The organism is Bradyrhizobium sp. ORS 285, from assembly GCF_900176205.1.
In the GTDB taxonomy this organism is placed as follows: domain Bacteria; phylum Pseudomonadota; class Alphaproteobacteria; order Rhizobiales; family Xanthobacteraceae; genus Bradyrhizobium.
In genome coordinates this window covers 1851425-1867867 of the sequence record NZ_LT859959.1, presented here as the reverse complement: position 1 = coordinate 1867867, position 16443 = coordinate 1851425, and the positions used below count along the sequence as shown (strand labels likewise).

The window sequence follows — 16443 nt, the reverse complement described above, 5'->3', positions numbered from 1 at the left end:
TGCAAAGGACTGAAGTGCTGTTCGCCACCCAACTTCATTCCGCCCCGTTCAGACGGCCGCAGCGCGCGCGGCGGTTCTGGCTGTCGGCAACGGCACTGGCGTCCTCGCTGCTGATGTCCAACGCCGCACTCGCGCAGGCGACCAGTGGCGGCTCTGGCGGCAGCATTTCCAGCACCTTGACGAATGGCGGGACGAGTTCGGCCACCGGCGCCGGGAGCAATGGCAGCAATGAATCTGGCACGCCGATCGGTCCTGGCGGCGGCGGCGCCGGCGTCACCGGTGGCTTCGGCGGATCGGCTAACGCCGGAGCCGTCGTTGGCGGTTCAGGCGGCTTAGGACCGGGAGACAGGGGAAACACAGGCGGATCGGGCGCCACTTCTAGCGGCGGTGGCGGCGGTGGGGGCGGCGCGCACGGTGCGCTCGTAACCACCAGCACCACAAATGCCGCCGCGATCACCGGCGGCAACGGCGGGCGCGGCGGCACGACCAGCGGCAATCACGGCGGCGGTGGCGGCGGCGCTGCCGGCTATGGCGTCGTCATCGACGGCAATGGCCTCACCTACAGCAACACCGGGACAGTCAGTGGCGGCCGAGGCGGCGACGGCGGCGTTTCGAGCGGACTCGCCGGCTATGGAGGTAATGGCGGCGACGGCGGCTATGGGGCCTTGCTGACCGGCACCAATGTGATGCTCACCAACGCCGGCACGATCGCGGGCGGCGACGGCGGAGATGGCGGCAACGCCACGGCCAACAACGGGAGCAGCGCGGGCGGCAACGGAGGTTCGGGCGGCTCGGGCGTGATCTTCGCTGCCGGCGGCACGCTGGTCAATTCCGGCATCATTGCCGGCGGAAGTTCGGGCGGGTCAGGCTCGGGCCAGGGCGGGACCGGCAGCGGTCAAATGGGCCTCGCCGGGGACGGCGTCCGCGGCAGCAATCTCGCGATCATCAACAGCGGGACGATTTCGGGCGGAAACGACGCCGGCGGCAATCTCTTTGGCAACGCCATCACCTTCACCGGCGGCAGCAACACGCTGGAGATCTGGGCGAGCTCGATCATCAACGGCAACGTGGTCGGCGCGGGCAGCGACACCTTCCGGCTCGGCGGCGCGGCCAACGGCACGTTCGACATCTCCAATATCGGCGGCTCGGCGCAATACCAGGGCTTCTCCAGCTTCGTGAAGACCGGCACCGGCACTTGGACCTTGACCGGCACTACGAGCGCCGTCACCCCGTGGGCAATCAACCAGGGCACGCTCGCGGTCTCCTCCGATGCCAATCTCGGCGCCGCCTCCGGCGGGCTCTCCTTCGGCGGCGGCACGCTACAAGTTCTCGCGGGCTTCAGTTCGGCCCGCAACATCACGCTCAACGCCGGCGGCGGCAGCTTCGACACCAACGGCAACAACGCCGCGCTCAGCGGCACGATCACCGGCAGCGGTGGGCTGACCAAGCTCGGCGCCGGTATCCTCACGCTGACCGGGGTCACCAGCTACGCCGGCGACACCTTCATCAGCGGCGGCACGTTGCGGACCGGCGCGTCCGGCGTTCTCTCGGTCGCCAGCAGCTACATGATCGCGAGCGGCGCGACGCTCGATATCGACGGCACCGGCCAGACCATCGGCGGATTGGGCGGCAGCGGCAACGTGCTGCTCGGCAGCAACGGCTCGCTCGCGGTCGGCGACAATGGCGGCGCCACCGTGTTCTCGGGCGCAATCTCGGGCAGCGGCACCTTCGACAAGAGCGGCCCCGGCGTGCTCACGCTCAGCGGCACCAACACATACACCGGGCCAACCATCGTCGATGGCGGCACGTTGCGGGCAGGTGCGGCCGGCGCCTTCGCCCCCCTGAGCTCCGTCGAGGTCGACAATGGCGGCACGCTCGATCTCAACGGCTTCAATCAGACCATTGCCTCGCTGACCGGCGGCGGCGCAGTGCTGCTCGGCGCGGGCACGCTGACCTCAGGCGGCGACAACTCCAGCACGAGCTACACCGGCACGATCTCGGGCAGCGGCGGCTTCACCAAGGTCGGCACCGGCACGATGCGGCTCGACGGGCCGACCACCTACACCGGGCAGACGACGATCAGCGCGGGCAGCTTGCAGGCCGGCGCCTCCGGCGTGCTCGCCTCGGCCAGCGCGTTCATGATTGCATCAGGCGCCACGCTGGACCTCAACGGCTTCGACCAGAGCATCGGCTCGCTTGCGGGAAATGGCAATGTGCTGCTCGGCGCGGCGACGCTGACGGCAGGCGGCAACAACGGTAGCACGACGTTCTCCGGCGCGATCACAGGCAGCGGCGGCTTTACAAAGACGGGCTCTGGCCGGATGACGCTCACCGGCACGAACAACTACACTGGCGCCACCATCATCAATGGCGGCGTGCTCGATATCGCCGGTGCGATCACCAACACCTCGGGAGTGACCGTGAATGCCGGCGGCACGCTGATGGGCGCGGGCCTCGTCGATCCGCCAATGACCGTCAGTATCAACAATGGCGGCACGCTCGCGCCCGGTAACGGCACCGCCGGCTCGTCGATGACGATCGTCGGGAATCTCGCGTTCCAGTCCGGCGCGGCCTATCTGGTGCAGCTCAATCCAACGACAGCCTCATTCACGAGCGTCACCGGGTCGGCCACCCTCGGCGGCGCCACGGTGAATGCGGCCTTCGCCAACGGCGGTTATGTCGACAAGCGCTACACCATTCTGACGGCGAGCGGCGGCCTCTCCGGCAGCTTCGGCGCGGTGGTGAAGACGAATCTGCCCTCCGGCTTCAAGACCAGCCTGAGCTACGACGCCAACAACGTCTATCTCGACCTGGTCCTTGCCTTCGCCCTGCCCGGCGGCCTCAACGGCAATCAGAAGGCGGTCGGCGATACGCTGTCGGCGTTCTTCGATCGCACCGGCGACATTCCGGTCGTGTTCGGCAAGCTCAATCAGGTCGGCCTGACGCAGGCGTCCGGCGAGAGCGCCACCGGCGTGCAGCAGACCACCTTCAACGCCATGAGCCAATTCGCCGGCCTGCTCACCGATCCCTTCGCGCAACGTCAAGCCGGCGGTGCGACCAACTATGCCGAGACGTCGCGCAAGCGCACCGATGCCTTCGCGATGCTGCCGGACGAAAAGCCCGCAGACTTCGCGCAGCGCTGGAACGTCTGGGCCGCTGGCTTCGGCGGCGCGCAATCGACCAGCGGCAATGCAACCGTCGGCTCGAACGACACCACCAGCCGGATAGCCGGCACCGCCGTCGGCGCCGACTATCGGATCGCGCCGCAGACCATCGCGGGCTTCGCGCTCGCCGGCGGCGGCACCAGTTTCAGCGTCAATGGCCTCGGCTCGGGCCGCTCCGACCTGTTCCAGGCCGGCGCGTATCTGCATCACCATGTCGGCCCGAGCTATCTGCGCGCGGCGCTGGCCTATGGCTGGCAGGACGTCACGACCGACCGCACCGTCACCATCTCCGGCACCGACCGGCTGCACGCGAGCTATCAGGCCAACGCCTGGACCGGCCGGATCGAGGGCGGCACTCGGCTCGTCGCGCCGCTCGGCGGCATCGGCGTCACGCCTTATGCAGCCGCGCAAGTCACCAGCCTGCGCCTGCCGGCTTACGTCGAGCAAGCCACAGCGGGTGCCGGGACCTTCGCCCTGACCTACGCCGGCAAGACCGTCACCGACACGCGCACCGAGCTCGGCCTGCGTACGGACAAATCCTATGCGCTGGCGGATGGCGCTCTCACTCTGCGCGGCCGCCTCGCCTGGGCGCACGACTTCAATCCCGAGCGCTCGGTGGCCGCCACTTTCCAGACGCTCCCGGGCGCGAGCTTCGTCGTCAACGGCGCGGCGCAGGCACGCGACTCCGCACTGACGACGACCTCGGTCGAGATGAGCTGGCTGAACGGCTGGAGCGCGATGGCCACATTCGAGAGCGAAGCGTCGAACGTCACGCGGTCGTATGCCGGAAAAGGAACGGTGCGCTACGCGTGGTGAGAGCTGGCTTGGCGCTCACCTCGCTGCGGCCGTCCTTCGAGACGCCCGCCAAGAGGCGGGCTCCTCAGGACGAGGGGCAGGATTGGCGGCAAGAAGGTTACCCTGATGGTGAGGAGCGCCGCGCCCCGGGCGACATTGGCTAAACACAAGGTGTCCCGCGGCGCGTCTCGAACCATGAGGCCCGAGACGCCGCGGCCTATTCCCTACGCCTCGACCTTCGCCGCCGGCGGGGTCGACTTCCCGAAGCTCGCGACCAGTCGGTCGATCAGCGGCCAGAACAGCAGCACGATCGCCAGCGTCGTGATGGTGCCGACCAGGCCGTTCGCCCAGAACACCTTCATGTTGCCGCCGGAAATGATCATCGACTGCCGGAAGGCGTCCTCGGCGCGGCTGCCCAGCACCAGCGCGAGCGTGAACGGCGCCAGCGGGATCTTGATCTTCTTGAAGACATAACCGACCACACCGAAGCCGAGCATCAGCCAGACATCGAACATCGCGTTCTGGATCGCATAGGCGCCGATCGCGCAGGACACCACGATCATCGGCGCTACCGCCGCGAACGGCACGCGAAGGATGGAAGCAAAGATCGGTACGGTCGAGAGCACCAGCACGAGACCGACGACATTGCCGAGATACATCGACGCAATGAGGCCCCAGACGAAATCCTTGTGCTCGACGAACAACAGCGGTCCGGGATTGAGGCCCCACACCATCAGGCCGCCGAGCAGGATCGCCGCAGTGCCCGAGCCGGGAATGCCGAGCGCGAGCATCGGCAGCAGCGCCGCGGTGCCCGAGGCATGCGCGGCGGTCTCAGGCGCGAACACGCCTTCGATGCGGCCCTTGCCAAAGCTGTTCTGGTCCTTGGAGAAGCGCTTGGCGAGATTGTAGCCCATGAAAGACGCTGCGATCGCGCCGCCCGGGGTGATGCCGAGCCAGCAGCCGATCACCGAGGAGCGCAGCAGGGTCATCCAGTATTTCGGCAGGTCCTTCCACACAGCGAGCACCGTGCGCAGCGAGATCGACGCCGCGTGGCCGCGCAGCGCGAGGCGCTCCTCCATGGTCAGCAGGATCTCGCTGATGCCGAACAGGCCGATCACGGCGACCAGGAAGTTGATGCCGCGCAAGAGGTCGGTCGAGCCGAACGTCATGCGCAGCTGACCCGACACCGTATCCATGCCGACGCCGGCAAGCAGCAGGCCGAGCGCCATCGCAATGACGGTCTTGTGCTTGTCCTCGCGTCCCAGGCCGACGAAGGAGCAGAAGGTCAGCAGATAGACCGCGAAGAACTCCGGCGGTCCGAACTTCAGCGCGAAGGACGAGATCCACGGCGCAAGAAATGTGATCAGCAGCACCGCGACCAGCGAGCCGATGAAGGACGAGGTGAAGGCCGCCGTCAGCGCCTCCGCCGCCTTGCCCTGCTGCGCCATCGGATAGCCGTCGAAGGTAGTCGCGACCGACCAGGCCTCGCCGGGGATGTTGAACAGGATCGAGGTGATGGCGCCGCCGAACAGCGCGCCCCAATAGATGCAGGACAGCATCACGATGGCCGAGGTGGGATCCATCGAGAAGGTCAGCGGCAGCAGGATGGCGACGCCGTTGGGGCCCCCGAGCCCCGGCAGCACGCCGACGAACACGCCGAGCACCAGCCCGACCATCATCAAGAGCAGCGTCTTCCAGGTCAGGAGGACCGCGAACCCGTGCAGCAGCAGACCCAAGGCTTCCATGATTTCAATCCAACTGTTTCCTCGTCATTGCGAGGAGCGAAGCGACGAAGCAATCCAGGGTTGCGCGTTCGAGTCTGGATTGCTTCGCTGCGCTCGCAATGACGTGGGGATAGACCGATGGTGTTAGTACCCGAACGCCGCTTCGAGCGGTCCCTTGGGCATGAGCACGTCGAAGATGATGTCGAACGTCACGAACATCACGGCGCTGAACAGGAACGCCGTGAGCAGCGATTTCCAGATCGCGATCTTGCCGACGATCCGCATGAAGCCGGCGATCAACAGGAAGCTCGCGACGTAGATGCCGAGGAACTGCATGGCGATGCAGAACAGCAGCGTCGGCACGAACACCGCCATCACCCGGCGCAGCTGCGCCCGCGTGACGAAGGTCTCGACCGCCTCCTTGCTCGACAGGAACGCGGCGCCGATTCCGTACAGGCTGGCGCCGCCGAGGATCACCGACAGATAGAACGGGAAGTAGCCGGGCTCCGGCCCGGTGGAGTCCCAGGATGCCCCGGTCCGCCAATTGTCCCAGGCCAGCACGACGGCCAGCGCGAGCAGCAGCAGCGACACGCCGACGTCCACGGCACGGTTGGAGGTGACGGACGGAGAATTCTCCTCCGGCGCGGTCGGATCGTCGACCGCGATCTCGAGCTCAGCGTTGGACATCGGTCCTGCTCCCCTTGGCCCCGTGCTACTTCGCGACGAAGCCGGCTTCGGTCATCAGCTGCTTGTTGAGCGAGCCGTCCTCTTCGAGGAACTGGATCATGTCCTTGCCCGTGAGGAAGATCGGCTTGAGCGCCTGCTTCTCCATGTAGTCCTTGTATTCCGGCGTCTGCACCAGCTTGCTGAACAGGTCGACGTAGAACTCCTGCTGCTCCTGCGTCACCTTGCCCGGCAGGAACATGCCGCGCAGCATCAGGTACTGCACGTCGAGGCCCTGCTCCTTGCAGGTCGGGATGTCGTTCCAGGACTGCGTTTCCGTGACCTTGGTCGTGTAGGAGATGCGTTCCTTGTCGAACACGCAGAGCGGACGCACCTGACCGGCGCGCCAGACTTCGAGATTCTCAGAAGGGTTGTTGACGTTGGCTTCGGTATGGCCGCCGACGAGCTGCGTCGCGGCCTCGCCGCCGGACTTGTAGGGCAGATAGGAGAACTTCGCGCCGGTCTTCTTCTCGAGGAACACGGTGAGCACGTGATCCTCGCGCTTCGAACCGGTGCCGCCGAGCTTGAACGGCGAGCTCGATGCCTTGGCGGCGTCGATGAACTCCTTGACGGTCTTCGGGCCGTTGACATTGTCCCACAGCACGAACTGGTCGAGCGCGATGACGGCGACCGGCGACAGCTCGCGCCAGTCGAACGGCAGCTTGGCCGACAGCGGCAGCATGTAGATCAGCGAATAGGCGATCAGCACCTTGTTCGCGTCGCCGTCGCTGGACTTCATGTACATCAGTGCTTCGGCCCCGGACGCGCCGCCCTTCAGCGACACGACGACCGGCTGCTTCAGCAGGTTGTTCTTCTGGATTGCGGCCTGCATCATGCGGGCCATCTGATCGGAGGCGCCGCCGGCGCCGGCGGCGACGACGATCTCGACCGGCTTGGTCGGCTCCCAGCCGGCAAAGGCCGGCGCGCTAGCGAAAAGGGCCACCGTGGTGGCCGCGATCTTGATCAGGTTACGCACGTGTTTTCATCCCCGTTCAAAGCGCCGGCTTGTATCCTACCAGGATACTGCTGGCTTATTGTGGTCAGTTCAAGAACACAAGCGTGATGCGGCCCCATGACCTCGGCATAAGGTCGCAAGACCGGCATCGGACTACTTGCCCTTCCAATTCGGCGTCCGCTTGTTCAGGAAGGCGTCCATGCCCTCGCGGAAATCCTCGCTCATGTAAGCGCGCAGGATCAGGTCTTCGCCCTCGTCGCGCGACAACGTCCGGCGGATGCGGCGCACCGCCTCCTTGGTCACTTCGAGCGTGATCGGCGCATGCGAGGCGACGAGCTTCGCCGTCTCCAGCGCGCGGGCCTGCAGCGTGTCGGCATCGGGCACGATCTCGTTGAGCAGGCCGAGCGCGAGCGCCTCCGGCGCCTCGACCAGCCGCGCCTTGAAAATCAGATCCTTGGTGCGCGCCGGCCCGATCAATGAGACCACGCGCGAAATGTTTGACATGGACAGGCAATTGCCGAGCGTGCGCGCGATCGGAAAACCGATGCGTGTGCTCTCGGTGCCGATGCGGATGTCGCAGCATGCGGCGATGCCGGCGCCGCCGCCGGTGCAGGCACCTGCAATCGCGGCGATGACAGGCACGCGGCACAGCTCGAGCGTGCCGAGCACGCGGTCGATCCGTGCTTCGTAGTCAAGCGCGTCCTGGGCCGTCTTGAAGGCGCGGAACTGGGAGATGTCGGTGCCGGAGGCGAAGGCCTTGTCGCCTGCCCCGGTCAGGATCAGCGCCTTGATCGACCGGTCGGCATTGATGGCCTCGCAGATCGAGGCCATCTGGTCGTACATCGCGAAGGTCATCGCGTTGCGCGCCTGCGGCCGGTTGAAGGTGATCTTGGCGATGCCGTCGTCGACGGCATAGATGAGATCGTCGGAGCCGCTCGCAGGCGCGTTCATCAGGCCACCTTCGGAATCGGCGCGGCCTCGCGCGCCTTGAGGACATCCATCGCCGCCAGCACGCCACCGGCGCGATGCGGGACATTGGCGAGCGCAAGGCCCATCTCGACGCCGGACAGCGTCCCCATCAGCATCAGGTCGTTGAAGTGACCGATATGGCCGATGCGGAAAACCTTGCCCTTGATCTTGTTCAGGCCGGTGCCGAGCGACATGTCGAAGTTTTCCAGCACCGTCTTGCGGAACGCATCGGCGTCATGGCCCTCGGGCATGACGACGCCGGTGAGCGCCGGCGAATGCGCCTGCGCATCCTGGCACTGCGTGTCGAGGCCCCAGGCCTTCACTGCCGCGCGCGTGGCGAGGCTGTGGCGGCGGTGGCGGGCGAACACGTTCTCATGGCCCTCCTCCTCCAGCATCTTCAGCGCCTCGTTGAGACCCATCAGCAGATTGCAGGCCGGCGTATAGGGGAAGGTGCCGAGCTTGTTGAAAGTGATGATCTCCTGCCAGTCCCAATAGGAGCGCATGCCGGGATTGGCCTTGGCCACCGCGAGCGCCTTCTCCGAGACGGCGTTGAAGCCGAGGCCCGGCGGCAGCATCAGTCCCTTCTGCGAGCCGGCGACGGAGACGTCGATGCCCCAGGCGTCGTGCTCATACTCCATCGAGCCGAGGCCCGAGATGGTGTCGACCATCAGCAGCGCCGGATGGCCCGCACGGTCGATCGCCTTGCGCACTTCGAGCGGCGGCGTCAGGCAGCCGGTCGAGGTCTCGTTGTGCACGATGCACACGGCCTTGATCTTGTGCGCCTTGTCGTCGTTAAGACGCTGCTCGATCGCCGCGATGTCGGCGCCGTGACGCCAGTCGCCGGCAACGAAGTCGACGTCGAGCTTGAACTTGTCGGCGATACCCTTCCACAGCACCGCGAACTGGCCGGTCTCGGCCATCAGCACCTTGTCGCCGGGGGCGAGCGTGTTGACGATCGCGGCTTCCCACGCACCGGTGCCGGACGAGGGATAGATGATCACCGGCTGCTTGGTGCGGAAAATCCGCTGCGATGCTGCGAGCACGGCAAAGCCGAGCTCGGCGAACTCGGGGCCGCGATGATCCATCGTCGGCATGTCCATCGCGCGCAGCACGCGGTCGGGCACGTTGGTCGGCCCCGGAATCTGAAGAAAATGCCGTCCTGTGTGCACAGTCATTGGCGTCCATCCCCGGTCATTTGGTTGGTGCGCGGACGTGGTATCCCACGCGCTCGTCGCGCTTTTCTCCCGCCAGACCGCTGGCGTCAACACAGAAGACGCAAGCACCGATCGCTTCGGGCTGACATCCCTCAGATGCACACGACTCCCCTTCTTCTGTGCAGTGCGGCAAGGGCCGATGCGGCCCGCGCCCGCACGCGATTTCGCCTCAATTCACAACCGCGAGATGCCGCGGCGCATTCCCCGCGATCGGCTGCTCCAGCAGCGCCATCGCGGCATCGACGCCGCCGGCCCGATGCGGCACGCCGGCCACCCGCAGCCCCATCTCGACACCGCTCAGCGCCGCCATCAGGGTCAGCTCGTTGCACTCGCCGAGATGACCGATGCGGAAGACCTTACCGGCGACCTTGGACAGGCCCGAGCCGAGCGACATGTTGAAATTGTCCAGCACGACCTGGCGGAACTCGTCGGCATTATGACCGGGCGGCATCAACACGGCCGTCAGCACAGGTGAATGATCCCTCGGCTCCTGGCACAGCACTTCGAGACCCCAGTGCTCCACCGCCGCACGCGTCGCCGCCGCGAGCTTGAGGTGGCGTGCGAAGACCTGATCGAGCCCCTCCTCGAGCAGCATCGCGATCGCCTCGCGCAGGCCATAAAGCAGGTTCGTCGCGGGGGTGTAGGGGAAGAAGCCGTTCGCATTCAGCTTCAGCATGTCCTCCCAGTCCCAGAACGAGCGCGGCATCTTGTTAGTCTTGGCAACTTCGCGCGCCTTGTCCGAGACGGCGTTGAAGCCGAGCCCCGGCGGCAGCATGAAGCCCTTCTGCGAGCAGGAGACGGCGACGTCGACTTTCCACTCGTCGAAGCGGAAGTCAGCGGACGCAAGACCGGAGATGGTGTCGACCATCAGCAGCGCCGGATGCTTGGCGCGATCGATGGCGGCCCGGACCTCGCCGATGCGGCTGGTCGACCCGGTCGAGGTCTCGTTGTGCACGACCATCACGGCCTTGAGCTGATGCGCGGTATCGGCCGCGAGCTTCTCTTCGATGATCGAGGGATCGACGCCGCGGCGCCAGTCGCCGGGGATGAAATCGACCTCGATGCCCCAGCGCGCCGCCATCTGCCGCCACAGCGTGGCGAAGTGGCCCGTCTCGACCATCAGCACCTTGTCACCCGGCGACAGCGTGTTGACGATCGCGGCCTCCCAGGCGCCGGTGCCCGAGGACGGATAGATGATCACCGGGCTCGTGGTCTTGAAGATCTTCTGCGAGCCGCTGAGCACGGCCTTGCCGAGTTCGGCGAACTCGGCGCTGCGGTGATCGATCACCGGCATGTCCATCGCCCGCAGCACGCGCTCGGGCACCGGGCTCGGGCCCGGAATGTGCAGGAAATGACGGCCTTGGTGACGGGTCACGGCAGAACTCCAGACGACAACGGCATTCTGACACCAATAATTGCATGCAATTCTTAAATTAACAAGTGCGTAGAGCATGCATTTCTGCGGTCGACCCCATCTTTAACTACCGCTACAATCGTTTCTATGAGTTCCACGATTCCAGATATCGAAACGGTCCCATTGACCGGGCCAAACGACCGTCCCGCCCCGGCGCGGGACGAGACGTCGCTGCATGACGAGATCCTGGCGCGGCTGCGCGACTATATCGTCGAGGGCCATGTGCCGGATGGCGGGCGGCTGTCGGAGCGGCAGCTGTGCGAAATGCTGGGCGTGTCCCGCACGCCCCTGCGCGAGGCTCTCAAGGTGCTGGCAGCCGAAGGCCTCGTCGAGCTGCTGCCCAATCGCGGCGCGCGTGTCCGCCCCCTGAGCGCAGCCGACATCCAGGAATTGTTCGACCTGATGGGCGGCCTGGAAGGCCTCGCCGGCCGCCTCGCCTGCGAGAAGATCTCGGATGAAGAGATCGCGAAGATCGAGCAATATCATCACGATATGTACGGCTTTTACATGCGCCAGGACATGCAGGGTTATTTCCGCATGAACCAGCTCATCCACCGCGCGATCGTCGATGCCGCTGCCAACGCCACCCTTCATGCGACCTATGACAGCCTCGCGGGCCGCATCCGCCGCGTACGCTTCTCGGCCAACTTCGCCCGCAGGCGCGAGCGCTGGAGCGAGGCGATGCGCGAGCACGAGCTGATCCTCGACGCGCTGCGCCGGCGCGCCGGCAGCGAGCTCTCGGACATCCTGTTTCAGCACCTGCGCAACAAGGGCTCGGCCGCCATTACCTACTTTGCCGAAGAGCAAGCCGGCCCCGCTTCTACCCCTAGTGGAAAGCCGGCCAGAGTAGACTAAGGTCGATATCGCCCTCCTCGAATTGCATGCAATCTGGTTGACGCTGTTCCAGAAATGATTGACACCGGGCCAAGGCCCGGTGAACTGCGACGCGACCAGGGCTGATCAGGGATCCTCATGCCGAACGCCAATGCCGGTCCGTCCAGGCTCGAACAGAAGCTCCGTGCCGAGATCACGGGCGACGTCTTCTTCGATCGCTTCAACCGGGGCCGCTACGCCACCGATGCCTCGTTCTACCAGGTCATCCCGGCCGGCGTGGTCGTGCCGCGCACCATGGACGAGGCGCTGCGGGCGCTGGCGATCGCCCGCGATGATGGCCGCATCGTCACCCCGCGTGGCGGCGGCACCTCGCAATGCGGCCAGACGGTCAACGAAGGCATCGTCGTCGACTTCTCCAAGCACCTGAACCGGATCGTCTCGCTCGACGTCGAGGGCCGCACCTGCGCCGTAGAGCCGGGCATCGTGCTGGATGACCTCAACCGCCAGCTCAAGAAACACGGGCTGTGGTTTCCGGTCGACGTCTCCACCGCCTCGCGGGCGACGATCGGCGGCATGGCCGGCAACAATTCCTGCGGCGGCCGCTCGCTGCGCTACGGCACGATGCGCGACAACACCATCGCGATCGACGCCGCGCTCGCCGATAGCACGCTGGCGCGTTTCGGCGAGGTGCCGCGTGATCTTGCTGACATCAGCGCACCGGAGAGCGCCCGCGCGCTGTTCCGCGACATGCTCGCGCTCGGCGAGCGCGAGGCGGCGGAGATCGCCGACAAATTTCCCAAGGTGCAGCGCCGGGTCGGCGGCTACAATCTCGACGCGCTGACGCCGCGCAACGCCGCCAACAACCTCGCCCACCTGCTGGTCGGATCGGAAGGCACCCTCGCCTTCTCCACCAAAATCGAGCTGAAGCTGTGGCCCTTGATCCGCACCAAGGTGCTCGGCGTCTGCCATTTCGGCAGCTTCTACAAAGCGATGGACGCGGCCCAGCACCTCGTCAAGCTGAAGCCGATCGCGGTCGAGCTGGTCGACCGCACCATGATCGGGCTCGGCCGGGACATTGCGATGTTCCAGCCGGTGATCACAGCCGCCGTCCGCGGCGATCCCGACGCGATCCTGGTGGTCGAGTTTGCCGAAGAGACCAAGGACGAGAACCTCGCCAAGCTGAAGCAGCTCAGTGAGCTGATGGGTGATCTCGGCTTCTCCTGGAGCAACGAGATCTGCAACTGGGGCGGCGTGGTGGAGATCACCGAGCCCGCGCTGCAGACCGCGGTCGCCGATTTCCGCGCCGCCGGGCTCAACGTGATGATGTCGATGAAGGAGGCCGGCAAGCCGGTGTCGTTCGTCGAGGACTGCGCCGTGCCGCTGCCGCATCTCGCCGACTACACGGCACGACTCAACGACGTGTTCGCCAAGCACGGCACCCGCGGCACGATGTATGCGCACGCCTCCGAAGGCTGCCTGCATGTGCGGCCCGTGCTGAACCTGAAGCTGGAGAAGGACGTCAAGGCGATGCGCGCCATCGCCGAGGAAGCCTTCGCCATGGTGCGTGAATACAAGGGCTCGCATTCCGGTGAGCATGGCGACGGCATCGTGCGCTCGGAATTCCACGCGCAGATGTTCGGCCCCCGCATCGTCGCCGACTTCAAGGAAGTGAAGCAACGCTTCGACCCCGGCAACGTGCTGAACCCAGGCCGCATCGTCGATCCGCCCAAGATGGACGACCGCACGCTGTTCCGCTACCCGCCGGACTATCGCGTCGACGACATCAAGACCGTGCTCGACTGGTCCGCCTATCCCGGAGCCGCCGGCGGTTTCCAGGGCGCGGTCGAGATGTGCAACAACAACGGCGCCTGCCGCAAACTCGACGGCGGCGTGATGTGCCCGTCCTATCGCGCCACCCGCGACGAGAAGGATGTCACCCGCGGCCGCGCCAACACGTTGCGGCTGGCGATCTCCGGCCAGCTCGGGCCAGGCGCGCTGTCGTCCGACGAGATGATGGAGACGCTGAAGCTCTGCGTCTCCTGCAAGGCCTGCCGCCGCGAATGTCCGACCGGCGTCGACATGGCCAAGATGAAGATCGAGGTGCTGGCCGCGCGCGCGACCACGCATGGTCTCACCTTGCGCGACCGGCTCGTGGCCTATCTACCCCGCTACGCCGATCTCGCCGCCCGCTTCGCGCCACTGGTGAATCTGCGCAATCACGTCGCGCCATTGCGCGTGCTGATGGAGCGCGTCGTCGGCATCAGCGCCAGACGCCAGCTGCCGGCGTTTCGCAGCGACACGTTCCACGTCGATGCCGAAGCGTTTGGTCCGGCCGATGGCCGTGAGGTCGTGCTGTTCGGCGACACTTTCAACCGCGTCTATGAGCGCGAGAATCTCGACGCGGCGCTGCGCGTACTGATCGCCGGCGGCTATCGCGTCTACATTCCCAAACCGGCCGACGGCGGCCGCGCCCTGTGCTGCGGCCGCACGTTCCTCTCCGCCGGCCTCGTCGACGAAGCCAGGTCCGAGCTGCAGCGGCTGGTCGAGACCTACGCGCCCTTCGCATCGCGCGGCGTGCCGATCATCGGCCTCGAGCCGAGCTGTCTGCTGACCTTGCGCGACGAGCTGCTGTCACTGCGCAACGACACCACCGCCAAGACGATCAGCGCGCATGCGCTGCTGCTGGAGGAGTTTCTGGCGCGCGAGGCCGAGAGCGGCCGGCTCGCGCTGCCGCTCGGTCCCCTGCCCGGCAAGGCGCTGCTGCATGGTCATTGCCACCAGAAATCCTTTGCCGCCTTCAAGCCGGTCGAGCAGGTGCTACGGCTCATCCCCGAACTCGCGGTCGAGACCATCGAGTCCTCGTGCTGCGGCATGGCCGGCGCGTTCGGCTATGGCGCCGAGACCTACGACGTCTCGCTGCAGATGGCTGAAGCCTCGCTCCTGCCAGCCGTGCGCAAGGCCGATGCTTCGACCTTCATCGTCGCCGACGGCACCTCCTGCCGCCACCAGATCCATGACGGCGCCGCCCGCGGCGCCGTCCACGCCGCGCAGCTCTTGGCGATGAGTTTGGAGCGAGGGCGCGCCGCTACGTAGTCCGTAGGGTGGGCAAAGCGAAGCGTGCCCACCGCCGACTTCCGCTTCGCAAGACGGTGGGCACGCTACGCTTTGCCCACCCTACGCAGCTCGTTTGACTTAACGACACAGGGACTCCCGACATGGCCGACCTCACGCTCGACACCGCCCGCAAGATCCTCGACGCCACGCTCGCCAAGGGCGTCGAGAAGAAGCTGAAGCCGCTCGCCGTCATCGTGCTCGACGCCCGCGGCTGCCTGAAAGCCGCCGCCGCGCAGGACGGCACCAGCCTGATGCGGGCCGAGGTCGCTCATGGCAAGGCCTATGGCGCGCTGGCGCTCGGCCTCGGCTCCCGCGCCCTGTTCCAGCGCGCCCAGGAGCAGGCCTATTTCATCGACGCCGTGAACACGCTGGCGCAGGGCCGCATGGTGCCGGTGCCCGGCGGCGTACTGATCATGGACGGCACCACGTTGCTCGGCGCCGTCGGCGTCTCAGGCGACACCTCGGACAATGACGAGATCTGCGCCGTCGCCGGCATCGAGGCCGCCGGCCTCAAGGCCAATGCGGGCTAGGGTCTCCGCGCTTTAGCAACCTTTCGTCCCTCCGCGGCTTCCCTGGTGATCTCACCACGGAGGCCGCATGACTCAGATTCCGCTGCCTGCATCGGCGCTGGCCGAGAACCATGAAGCCGACGCCGCGCGCGACGATGGCGTGCGCGAGATCGCGCCCGATGTCGCCTATCGACAGCTCGCTATCGTCAATGTCGCGTTCTACGGCGAGGCTGGCGCAGGCGATGGCGGCTGGGTGCTGATCGATGCCGGCGTGTTCGGCTCAGGGCCCGCGATCCGTCACGCCGCACAGGCCCGCTTCGGCGGCAGCGGCCGGCCGGCCTGCATCGTGCTCACTCACGGTCACTTCGACCATGTCGGCGTGCTCGAGACCTTGAGCCGCGAATGGGACGTTCCGGTCTACGCCCATCCGCTCGAACACCCTTACCTCAACGGCACCCGCTCCTATCCGCCGCCCGATCCCCATGTCGGCGGCGGCATGCTGGCGCGGCTATCGCCGCTGTTCCCGACCAGCCCGGTCGATGTCGGCGCGCATTTGCGCGATCTGCCGCCCGACCACTCGGTCCCGTTCATGTCGGGGTTTCGCTGGATCCACACGCCGGGCCATGCGCCCGGCCATGTCTCGCTATGGCGCGAACGCGACCGCCTGCTGATCGCAGGCGATGCCATCGTCACGACAGCGCAGGAATCCGTCTACGCGTCCGTGACGCAGGCGCCGGAAATGCACGGGCCGCCGATGTACTTCACGCCGGACTGGGCAGCCGCGCGCGAGTCCGTTCGCGCCATCGACGCGCTGTCGCCGGAGACGGTGATCACCGGCCATGGCGCGGCCATGCAGGGCCAGGACATGAAGCTGGCGCTCGCGGCACTGGCGCGTAATTTTGACGTCGTCGCGGTTCCCGAGGACAAGCGCGGCGGTGACGCTTCGGAAGCTTAACAAGACTTCATTGGCAGCGGATCTTCGCGGCCGAAACATTGCCGGCCGCTGCACGTTTGTACCACGGGGCGCA

At 66.4% G+C, this 16443-nt stretch carries 11 protein-coding genes; 5 read left to right on the top strand and 6 right to left on the bottom strand.

The window, feature by feature from the left end; genetic code table 11:
* The first annotated feature begins 14 nt into the window (after positions 1-14).
* Positions 15-3980, top strand: a complete 3966-nt coding sequence (locus tag BRAD285_RS08530; RefSeq protein WP_050886733.1) for an autotransporter domain-containing protein — start codon at positions 15-17, stop codon at positions 3978-3980.
* A gap of 203 nt (positions 3981-4183) precedes the next feature.
* On the opposite strand, the gene BRAD285_RS08525 is transcribed toward BRAD285_RS08530, so the two are convergent.
* The 6 genes from BRAD285_RS08525 to BRAD285_RS08500 all read right to left on the bottom strand — a co-directional run bounded on the left by BRAD285_RS08525 (position 4184) and on the right by BRAD285_RS08500 (position 10919).
* Positions 4184-5704 carry a tripartite tricarboxylate transporter permease gene (locus BRAD285_RS08525; RefSeq protein ID WP_006609509.1) on the bottom strand — a complete coding sequence of 507 codons (1521 nt, stop codon included), beginning with the start codon at positions 5702-5704 and terminating at the stop codon, positions 4184-4186.
* Positions 5705-5827: 123 nt separating this feature from the next.
* Positions 5828-6370: a tripartite tricarboxylate transporter TctB family protein gene (locus BRAD285_RS08520; RefSeq protein ID WP_006609510.1), complete on the bottom strand. Its 543-nt coding sequence runs from the start codon at positions 6368-6370 to the stop codon at positions 5828-5830.
* A 25-nt stretch (positions 6371-6395) separates the two neighbouring features.
* Positions 6396-7382, bottom strand: coding sequence for a tripartite tricarboxylate transporter substrate binding protein (locus tag BRAD285_RS08515; RefSeq protein ID WP_006609511.1), 987 nt, complete (start codon positions 7380-7382; stop codon positions 6396-6398).
* A 132-nt stretch (positions 7383-7514) separates the two neighbouring features.
* Entirely contained in the window at positions 7515-8312 is a 798-nt protein-coding gene (locus tag BRAD285_RS08510; protein ID WP_006609512.1) for an enoyl-CoA hydratase/isomerase family protein, read from the bottom strand.
* Complete coding sequence (locus tag BRAD285_RS08505; protein ID WP_035644552.1) at positions 8312-9505, bottom strand: alanine--glyoxylate aminotransferase family protein; 1194 nt, start codon at positions 9503-9505, stop codon at positions 8312-8314. The genes BRAD285_RS08510 and BRAD285_RS08505 overlap by 1 nt, the downstream gene beginning before the upstream one ends.
* 208 nt (positions 9506-9713) lie before the next feature.
* Positions 9714-10919: an alanine--glyoxylate aminotransferase family protein gene (locus tag BRAD285_RS08500; RefSeq protein WP_006609514.1), complete on the bottom strand. Its 1206-nt coding sequence runs from the start codon at positions 10917-10919 to the stop codon at positions 9714-9716.
* A gap of 126 nt (positions 10920-11045) precedes the next feature.
* Between BRAD285_RS08500 and BRAD285_RS08495 the strand changes: the two genes are divergently transcribed.
* The 4 genes from BRAD285_RS08495 (at position 11046) to BRAD285_RS08480 (ending at position 16370) form a co-directional block, all read left to right on the top strand.
* Entirely contained in the window at positions 11046-11813 is a 768-nt protein-coding gene (locus tag BRAD285_RS08495) for a GntR family transcriptional regulator (RefSeq protein WP_006609515.1), read from the top strand.
* A 117-nt stretch (positions 11814-11930) separates the two neighbouring features.
* On the top strand, positions 11931-14885 hold the full coding sequence (locus BRAD285_RS08490) for an FAD-binding and (Fe-S)-binding domain-containing protein (RefSeq protein ID WP_006609516.1): 2955 nt from the start codon (positions 11931-11933) through the stop codon (positions 14883-14885).
* A 122-nt stretch (positions 14886-15007) separates the two neighbouring features.
* Positions 15008-15436, top strand: coding sequence for a heme-binding protein (locus BRAD285_RS08485; protein WP_006609517.1), 429 nt, complete (start codon positions 15008-15010; stop codon positions 15434-15436).
* 67 nt (positions 15437-15503) lie between these two features.
* Complete coding sequence (locus BRAD285_RS08480) at positions 15504-16370, top strand: MBL fold metallo-hydrolase (protein ID WP_006609518.1); 867 nt, start codon at positions 15504-15506, stop codon at positions 16368-16370.
* The last annotated feature ends 73 nt before the right edge of the window (positions 16371-16443 follow it).

What these genes read in the sequence shown, in the direction of transcription:
- BRAD285_RS08525 (WP_006609509.1), bottom strand. Translation starts at nt 5,704, where the DNA reads ATGGAAGCCTTGGGTCTGCTGCTGCACGGGTTCGCGGTCCTCCTGACC.
- BRAD285_RS08520 (WP_006609510.1), bottom strand. Translation starts at nt 6,370, where the DNA reads ATGTCCAACGCTGAGCTCGAGATCGCGGTCGACGATCCGACCGCGCCG.
- BRAD285_RS08510 (WP_006609512.1), bottom strand. Translation starts at nt 8,312, where the DNA reads ATGAACGCGCCTGCGAGCGGCTCCGACGATCTCATCTATGCCGTCGAC.
- BRAD285_RS08505 (WP_035644552.1), bottom strand. Translation starts at nt 9,505, where the DNA reads ATGACTGTGCACACAGGACGGCATTTTCTTCAGATTCCGGGGCCGACC.
- BRAD285_RS08495 (WP_006609515.1), top strand. Translation starts at nt 11,046, where the DNA reads ATGAGTTCCACGATTCCAGATATCGAAACGGTCCCATTGACCGGGCCA.
- BRAD285_RS08490 (WP_006609516.1), top strand. Translation starts at nt 11,931, where the DNA reads ATGCCGAACGCCAATGCCGGTCCGTCCAGGCTCGAACAGAAGCTCCGT.
- BRAD285_RS08485 (WP_006609517.1), top strand. Translation starts at nt 15,008, where the DNA reads ATGGCCGACCTCACGCTCGACACCGCCCGCAAGATCCTCGACGCCACG.
- BRAD285_RS08480 (WP_006609518.1), top strand. Translation starts at nt 15,504, where the DNA reads ATGACTCAGATTCCGCTGCCTGCATCGGCGCTGGCCGAGAACCATGAA.